General features: G+C 68.7%; 9 protein-coding genes. 5 read left to right on the top strand and 4 right to left on the bottom strand.

Annotation, left to right across the window (positions count from 1 at the left end):
• The 3 genes from ACRDUX_RS06395 to ACRDUX_RS06385 all read right to left on the bottom strand — a co-directional run.
• A partial coding sequence (locus tag ACRDUX_RS06395; protein WP_526412096.1) for a MogA/MoaB family molybdenum cofactor biosynthesis protein occupies positions 1–402 on the bottom strand: 402 nt, incomplete at its 3' end.
• Positions 399–881, bottom strand: a complete 483-nt coding sequence (moaC, locus tag ACRDUX_RS06390; protein ID WP_526412095.1) for a cyclic pyranopterin monophosphate synthase MoaC — start codon at positions 879–881, stop codon at positions 399–401. The genes moaC and ACRDUX_RS06395, both read right to left, overlap by 4 nt.
• A 2-nt stretch (positions 882–883) precedes the next feature.
• Positions 884–1,075, bottom strand: coding sequence for a hypothetical protein (locus ACRDUX_RS06385; protein WP_526412093.1), 192 nt, complete (start codon positions 1,073–1,075; stop codon positions 884–886).
• Positions 1,076–1,200: 125 nt separating this feature from the next.
• Here ACRDUX_RS06385 and ACRDUX_RS06380 point away from each other — a divergent pair, with 125 nt between their 5' ends.
• The 3 genes from ACRDUX_RS06380 to ACRDUX_RS06370 are packed head-to-tail and all read left to right on the top strand — an operon-like array spanning position 1,201 to position 5,511.
• Entirely contained in the window at positions 1,201–3,456 is a 2,256-nt protein-coding gene (locus ACRDUX_RS06380; RefSeq protein ID WP_526412091.1) for a helicase-associated domain-containing protein, read from the top strand.
• Between the two features lie 55 nt (positions 3,457–3,511).
• Positions 3,512–5,161, top strand: a complete 1,650-nt coding sequence (locus ACRDUX_RS06375; protein ID WP_526412089.1) for a DNA repair helicase XPB — start codon at positions 3,512–3,514, stop codon at positions 5,159–5,161.
• Positions 5,158–5,511, top strand: coding sequence for a VOC family protein (locus ACRDUX_RS06370; protein WP_526412087.1), 354 nt, complete (start codon positions 5,158–5,160; stop codon positions 5,509–5,511). The genes ACRDUX_RS06375 and ACRDUX_RS06370 overlap by 4 nt, the downstream gene beginning before the upstream one ends.
• Here ACRDUX_RS06370 and ACRDUX_RS06365 read toward each other — a convergent pair.
• Complete coding sequence (locus ACRDUX_RS06365) at positions 5,508–6,497, bottom strand: LLM class F420-dependent oxidoreductase (protein WP_526412085.1); 990 nt, start codon at positions 6,495–6,497, stop codon at positions 5,508–5,510. The genes ACRDUX_RS06370 and ACRDUX_RS06365 overlap by 4 nt on opposite strands.
• Positions 6,498–6,549: 52 nt before the next feature.
• Between ACRDUX_RS06365 and ACRDUX_RS06360 the strand changes: the two genes are divergently transcribed.
• On the top strand, positions 6,550–7,062 hold the full coding sequence (locus ACRDUX_RS06360) for a DUF2505 family protein (RefSeq protein WP_526412083.1): 513 nt from the start codon (positions 6,550–6,552) through the stop codon (positions 7,060–7,062).
• A 121-nt stretch (positions 7,063–7,183) separates the two neighbouring features.
• Positions 7,184–7,927 carry an ANTAR domain-containing protein gene (locus ACRDUX_RS06355; protein WP_526412081.1) on the top strand — a complete coding sequence of 248 codons (744 nt, stop codon included), beginning with the start codon at positions 7,184–7,186 and terminating at the stop codon, positions 7,925–7,927.
• The last annotated feature ends 237 nt before the right edge of the window (positions 7,928–8,164 follow it).

Here is an 8,164-nt window from a genome sequence, read left to right as displayed (position 1 = left end):
CTTCACGCCCCCTGGCGAGCCGGGCAGGTTGACGATCAGCGTGCCGTCCCGCACACCGCAGACGCCGCGGGACAGCACCGAGGTGGGTACGTGCGGCAACCCGGACCGCCGGATGGCATCGGCCAGCCCGGGGATCTGGTAGTCGACGATGTTCGCGGTCGCGTCGGCCGTCCCGTCCGTCGGCGAGATGCCCGTGCCGCCGGAAGTCAGGATCAGGTGGACCCGCTCGCCGACCGCATCGAACAACGCGCGGTCGACTCCGATGCCGTCGGACACCACCACGGGCGGGGGCACCTCGTAACCGCGCTGGGTCAACCAGTCGACGATGACGGGCCCGGTGCGATCCTCGTAGACCCCCGTGGCTGCACGCGTCGAGGCGATGACCACCCGCGCCGTTCTCATGTTCGCTCCCAGGTGCCCGTCTTGCCACCGTCCTTGCGCAGCACGGCGATGCCGTCGATGGTCGCTGCCGGGTCCACGGCCTTCAGCATGTCGTAGAGCGTGAGTGCGGCGACGCTGACGGCGGTCAACGCCTCCATCTCCACGCCGGTGCGGTCGGTGGTGCGCACCGTCGCCGTAATCGCGACTTCCGTTGTGCGGACCGCGAATTCGACGTCGACTCCCGTCAGTGCCAGCTGGTGGCACAGCGGGATGAGGTCGCTGGTGCGCTTGGCCGCGAGGATGCCCGCCACCCGGGCGGTGGCCAATGCGTCGCCCTTGGGCAGCCCGCCCGTCGCGATCAGCTCGACGACGTCGGCGCGGGTGCGCAGGACTCCCGTCGCGACGGCGGTGCGTCTGGTGGCGTCCTTGGCGGTCACGTCCACCATGTGCGCCGCCCCCGAGTCGTCCAGGTGCGACAGCCGATCGGCACGGGCCGTCACGGCTACCTGTTGATGACGGTGACCGGATGGGTGTACGGCAGATCTTCCGCGGGCAACGGGAACGTCAGGTCCCCGAACGGTGACAACGCACCGGTACGGTCGGCGGCAAGCTCGCTGACCGGGTGGTCGCCCTCGGCGCTGGCCGGCCAGCCGTTGTCGACGTAGCGGGTCTTCTGCGGTTTGTTGTCAGCCACGCCTCACATTGTGGCAGGCCCGGCCTGCGCTGGCGAGACCGGCGGGCTGGAGCGAAGCGACCGGGGGATGTACCGGCGCTGCAGGCATGGGCTGGATTCGGCATGCTGGCTTACGCTGGTAGGCAATGTCCGAATCAGCTCCCGTCGTGCCGCTGGGCGCTTGGCTGGCCGAGCTGACCGACGATCAGCTCGTCCGGCTGCTCGAGCTACGGCCGGATCTGGCTCAGCCGCCGCCGGGTTCGATCGCAGCGCTGGCGGCCAGGGCGCAGTCTCGGCAGTCGGTGAAGGCCGCGACGGATGGGCTCGACTTTCTGGCTCTCGTCGTGCTCGACGCGTTGCTGGTGTTGCGCGCCGACGGTGGCGGCGTCCCGCTGACCAAGATGTTCGCGCTCATTGGCGACCGGTCCGAGGAGGGCGCCATGACCGCCGCCGTCGACCAGCTGAGAGCCCGCGCGCTGGCCTGGGGCGATGGCTCCGTGCGCGTGGCACCGGAGGCGGCAGCGGGACTGCCGTGGCATCCGGGCCAGGTGACCCTCGAGGCCGCAGGCCTCGACGCCGAGCGGATCGTCGACCTGCTCGACGCCGTCGACCTTCCCCAGCGCGAGCTGCTCGAGCGCCTCGTCGACGGATCGCCGATCGGACGCACCCGCGACGCCGCGCCTGGCACACCACCCGAGCGCCCGGTCCAGCGCCTGCTCGCCGCCGGGTTGCTGCGCCAGGTCGACGAGGACACGGTCATCCTTCCCCGGCTCGTCGGTCAAGTCATGCGCGGCGATTCACCGGGCCCCGTCGGACTGACTCCCCCCGATCCGGCGGTCACCACCACCTCCACCTCCGACGTCGACGCCGCCGCAGCCGGTTCCGCACTGGACCTGCTGCGTGAGATCGACCTGGTCGTCGAAACCCTCTCCAGCGCACCGATCCCCGAACTCCGCGCAGGCGGCCTCGGCGTCCGTGAGCTGAAGCGCCTGACCAAGGCCACCGGCGTCGACGAGCACCGACTCGGCCTCATCCTTGAGCTGGCCTCTGCCGCCGGGCTGATCGCGTCGGGCGTGCCGGAGCCCGACCTGACCGACGGCACCGGGTCCCACTGGGCGCCGACCGTCGCCGCCGACCGCTTCGTCGAATCCTCCAACGCGGCGCGTTGGCATCTGATCGCTTCGGCATGGCTCGACGTCCCCGCAAGACCCGGCCTCATCGGCGAACGGGGACCCGACGGGAAACCCTATGGAGCCCTTTCGGATTCGCTGTATTCGACGGCGGCGCCACTGGACCGCCGCCTGCTGTTGACCACACTTGCCGAGCTTTCGCCAGGCACGGGCGTCGACGCCGCGGGGGCATCGCGTGCGATGACGTGGCGGCGGCCAAGGTGGGCGGCGCGACTTCAACTCAAGCCGGTGACCGACCTGCTCGTCGAGGCTCATGCCGTCGGCGTGATCGGCAGGGGCGCGATCGCCAGCCCCAGCCGGAAGCTGCTGGCCGGAGCCCCCGAGGACGACGTCGTCAAGGCGATGGCGAAGGTGCTGCCCGCGCCGATCGACCACTTCCTGCTGCAGGCCGATCTCACCGTCGTCGTGCCTGGACCGCTCGATCGCGCTCTGGCCGAGCAGTTGTCGGCGGTGGCCTCGGTCGAGTCGGCCGGCGCGGCGATGGTCTACCGGATCAGCGAGCAGTCGATCCGGCGTGCCCTCGACACCGGCCTCAGCGCCAGCGAGATACACACGCTCTTCTCCAGGCACTCGAGGACACCGGTGCCGCAGGGCTTGACGTATCTGATTGACGACGTGGCACGCCGCCACGGCCAACTGCGCGTCGGCATGGCGGCGTCGTTCGTCCGGTGCGAGGATCCCGCGCTGCTGACCCAGGCGATCTCGGCCCCTGCGGTCGAGCGACTCGACGTGCGCGCGCTGGCGCCGACCGTCGCGGTGTCGCTGTCGCCGATCAACGAGGTGCTGGCCGCGCTGCGGACCGCGGGGTTCGCGCCAGCCGCCGAGGACTCCTCTGGCGCCGTCGTCGACATCCGCTCCCGCGGCGCGCGGGTGCCCGCACCGATCCGTCGCCGCGGTTACCGTCCGCCGCAGGGCCCGACGCTTCAGACGCTGGGTGCCATCGTCGCCGTGCTCCGCAAGGTGGCCGCCACGCCGTCCGGCGGGACGCGCCTGGACCCCGCGGAGGCGATGGCTCAGTTGCACAGCGCAGCGCACCGCCAGGAGTCCGTGGTGATCGGCTACGTCGACCCTGCGGGCGTCGCGACGCAGCGGGTGGTCGCGCCGATCAACATCCGCGGCGGCCAGCTGACCGCCTACGATCCCGCCGCGGGCAGGGTCAGGGACTTCGCCATCCACCGCGTGACGTCGGTCGTGTCGGCGGATCCGGGATAATGGGTGAGATGACTTACAGAGCGAATAGCGCTTCAACGTCAGGGGGGCATCGCGTATGACTGACGGCCCCTTGATCGTGCAGTCCGACAAGACCGTGCTGCTCGAAGTCGACCACGAGCTCGCGGGCGCGGCCAGGGCGGCGATCGCCCCGTTCGCCGAGCTGGAACGTGCGCCGGAGCACATCCACACCTACCGCATCACCCCGCTGGCGCTGTGGAACGCCCGTGCGGCGGGACACGACGCCGAGCAGGTCGTCGACGCGCTGGTGTCGTTCTCCCGCTACTCGGTGCCGCAGCCGCTGCTCGTCGACATCGTCGACACCATGGCCCGGTATGGCCGCCTGCAGCTGGTGAAGAGTCCCGTGCACGGCCTGGTCCTGGTGAGCCTGGACCGCGCGGTGCTCGCGGAGGTGCTGCGGCACAAGAAGATCGCCCCCATGCTCGGCGCCCGCATCGACGACGACACCATCATCGTGCACGCCAGCGAGCGGGGTCACATCAAGCAGATGCTGCTGAAGATCGGCTGGCCCGCGGAGGATCTGGCCGGTTATGTCGACGGTGAGGCGCATCCCATCTCGCTGGACCAGGACGGCTGGGAGCTCCGCGACTACCAGGAGATGGCGGCCGAGTCGTTCTGGGCGGGCGGTTCCGGTGTGGTGGTGCTGCCGTGTGGCGCGGGCAAGACGATCGTCGGCGCCGCGGCGATGGCCAAGGCCGGTGCGACCACGCTGATCCTGGTCACCAACACCGTCGCGGGCAGGCAGTGGAAGCGTGAACTGATCGCCCGCACCTCGCTGACAGAGGAGGAGATCGGCGAGTACTCCGGTGAGCGCAAGGAGATCCGGCCCGTGACGATCGCCACCTACCAGGTGATCACCCGTCGCACCAAGGGCGAGTACCGCCACCTCGAGCTGTTCGACAGCCGCGACTGGGGCCTGATCATCTACGACGAGGTGCACCTGCTGCCCGCCCCCGTCTTCCGGATGACGGCCGACCTCCAGTCCCGGCGGCGGCTTGGCCTGACGGCGACGCTGATCCGCGAGGACGGCCGCGAGGGCGACGTCTTCAGCCTGATCGGACCCAAGCGCTACGACGCCCCGTGGAAGGACATCGAGGCGCAGGGGTGGATCGCCCCTGCCGAGTGCATCGAGGTCCGCGTGACGATGACCGAGAACGAGCGGATGATCTACGCGACGGCCGAGCCGGAGGAGCGCTACAAGCTGTGCTCGACGGCGCACACCAAGATCGCGGTGGTGAAGTCCATCCTGGCCCGTCACGTCGGCGAGCCGACGCTGGTGATCGGCGCCTACCTCGACCAGCTCGACGAACTGGGCCGCGAGCTCGACGCCCCCATCATCCAGGGATCGACCAAGACCGCGGAGCGCGAATCCCTGTACCAGGCCTTCAGGACCGGTGAGATCCAGACACTGGTGGTGTCCAAGGTCGCGAACTTCTCCATCGACCTTCCGGAAGCCAGTGTGGCGGTGCAGGTTTCGGGCACGTTCGGCTCGCGTCAGGAAGAGGCGCAGCGGCTCGGCAGGCTGCTGCGTCCCAAGGCCGACGGCGGTGGCGCCATCTTCTACTCCGTGGTGTCCCGCGACAGCCTGGACGCCGACTACGCCGCGCACCGGCAGCGGTTCCTCGCCGAGCAGGGCTATGGGTACGTCATCAAGGACGCCGACGACCTTCTTGGCCCGGCGATATGACGGTGCGGCGGGTAGTGCCCAACCTCACCGTCGCCGACCTGGACGCCACCCGCGACGCGTACGTCGCGACGTTGGGCCTGACCGAGGTGATGAACCACGGCTGGATCCTCACCCTGGCCGATCCCGATCGCAGCCACCAGATCAGCTTGATGACAGAGGATCTCACCGCAACGGTCAACCCCACGGTGTCGGTCGAGGTCGAGGTCGACGACGTCGACGCCGCGCACCAGGCTGCCGTGGCCGCTGGACTGCGCATCGTGCACCCCCTGACCGACGAGGAATGGGGCGTGCGGCGGTTCTTCTTCGAGGACCCGGCGGGCAACGTCGTCAACGTCTTGAGTCATCGCTAACTCAACGCTGGAATGACCTCACGCTCGAACAGTTCGATGCCGGAACGGTCGTACGCGGCCTCCGGGAAGTACAGGATCGCGTACTCGCAGCCCAGATCGCGCATCCTGCTGAGCTTTTCGACGATCTGCTCCGGAGTGCCGCTGGCGGAGTCGGGCGAACTCATGGTCGACAGCATGGCCTCGACCGCCTCCGGGTTCGCCTTGGCGCTCTGACGGGCGCGGATCCTCTCGACGCGGGCGGCCACGTCGGCCTCCGAGGACCCGACCACGGCGTTGAAGTTGGCCGACCGCACGATGGCTCCGTAGTCGGTGCCCACCTCGGCGCAGTGGCCTTCGAGGATCTTCGACTTGTGCACGAAACCTTCGGGTTCAGAGGTGAAGTTCGTGTACTGCGCGTACTTGGCGGCGATCTTCAGCGTGACCTTCTCGCCGCCGCCCGCAATCCACAGCGGAATGCCATTCTCCTGCAACGGCTTCGGTGCGACTATGGCACCGTCGACCTGATAATGCTTGCCCTCGAAGCTCACCCTGCCGTCGCGCCAGGCGTCCCGCATGATCTGCACGCCTTCGTCGAGCCTGGCCAGACGCACCCCCGCGGACGGGAAGCCGTAACCGTAGGCCCGCCATTCGTGTTCGTACCAGCCGCCGCCGATGCCCATCTGCACCCGGCCACCGGAGATGACGTCCGTGGTGGCGGCCACCTTCGCCAGGTACGCGGGGTTGCGGTAGCTCATCGCGGTGCACATCTGGCCCAGCTTGATCCGCGAGGTCGTCGCCGCGTAGGCCGCCATGAGCGACCACGCCTCGTGGGTCGCCTCGTCGGTCGGCACCGGGACGGTGTGGAAGTGGTCGTACACCCACAGCGAGTCCCACGCCCCGCCGTCCGCGTGAGTCGCGAGGTCGCGCATCACCTGCCAGTGGTTCGCGGTGGGGATGTCCACCAGGTCGAGTCGCCAACCCTGCGGAATGAACAGACCGAAGCGCATACCGACGACTCTATTGCAATGCCGTCGGCGCCGGTGACGGTAGCCTGCAGTCGTGCCGCGCTCCTTCGACCTGACCGTCGAATCCCCGAACGCGGCCGAACGCATCCACGCGACTTTTCGCGATGAAACATACTGGCGGGCAAGACTCCTCAGGTTCAACGACGGAGGGCCGACGCTGGATTCGCTGACCACCGACGCCGATGGCATCACCACCGTGACGATGACGTCGCACTTCGGTGTCGAGCAGTTACCTCCTCCGATGAATCGGTTGCACCGCGGCTCGCTCCGGATCGTCGAGGTCGCGACCTGGCACGCGTCCGTCGACGGAACCCTGCACGGCAAGATCACCGTCGACGCCCCTGGCGCCCCCGTGTCGGGTCACGGCGAACTGACCGTGACGCGCGTGGCCGGTGGTTCGCGATTCGCGGGCAGGGGCACGGTCGACGTGCGCGTTCCGGTGATCGGCGGCCCGATCGCGGCGTTCGTTGCCGGCCAACTCGCGAGCGGCATCCGCGACATTCACGAGTTCACCGATGCCTGGATGGCAGAGAACTGTCGGCGGTAGCCACAACGCGGCGCGTCGCACACTGTCGTCCTCCCGTCGTGCGCCGTAGTGTCAATGTTGGTGCACGTGTCCGCAACCGGCGGGCCCACTCACCCGACGCGGTGAGGTGGAGGTGTGCGGCGTGAACGCAGCCAATTCCCACGGCGCGCGGGCCCGGTTCTTGGCCGCGGTGGGCCAACTCGAGGGCGAGCAGCAACAACCTGCCCGGCTTTGCGAGGCGTGCGTTCGGGTGCTTCCGGTGCAGCGCGCCGCCATCTCCGTGTACGTCCCCGGCTCCGGCCTCGAAGTGTTGTGTGCCAGCGACAGCGTCGCCGAGCAGGTGGAGTGGGCGCAGATCACCTTGGGCGAGGGCCCGGGGGTCGACGCGGCAGCTGCCAACGGTCCGGTGATCGTCGACGATCTCTCGGACCCGAGCGGGCCATGGCCGACCTTCGCGGCACAGGCCGTCAAGTCCGGCGTCGGCGCGCTGTACTCGATGCCGCTGGAGATCGGCGCGATTCGGGTCGGAGTGCTAGATCTCTACCGCAACAACGCCATGTCGTTGAATGCCAAGGACTTCGCCGACGCGTTGGCCGTCGCCGAGTTGGTGACGGCGATCCTGCTCACGGTCGGCCGCACCGGCCGGATCACCGAGTCCCTCGGGCCGTGGTGGGACCAGCCGCTGAGCACCAGGGAGGCGCATCAGGCCACCGGCATGATCGTCGCGCAGCTCGGAGTCACCGCCCACGAGGCCTACGTTCGGATGCAGGCGTTCGCCTACGCGCAGGGCCGACTGCTCAGCGAAGTTGCCAACGCCGTGGTGAACCGTCGGTTGCGATTCGATCCGGATCCAGACGCAGATCCCGAAGAATTGGTGGTTCAGTAATTTTTACAGCCTCGAACCTTGACCCCCGCGACATCCGTGGGACGATTCGGCCGGAAGGGAAATGCGATGGATCGCTATGAACTTTTAGCCAACGCATTCGTTGGCTTGGCGGACACACTGGTCGCGGACTATGACGTCATCGAGCTGGCGCAGCAGCTCATCGACAGCTCCATGACGTTGTTGCCGATCGCCGCGGCGGGGATGCTGCTCGGGGATTCGAGTGGCGAGCTCCATGTG

Origin of the sequence: Mycobacterium sp. (assembly GCF_050701675.1) — a bacterium.
GTDB lineage: Bacteria > Actinomycetota > Actinomycetes > Mycobacteriales > Mycobacteriaceae > Mycobacterium.
This window is presented reverse-complemented; position numbering and strand designations above follow the sequence as displayed.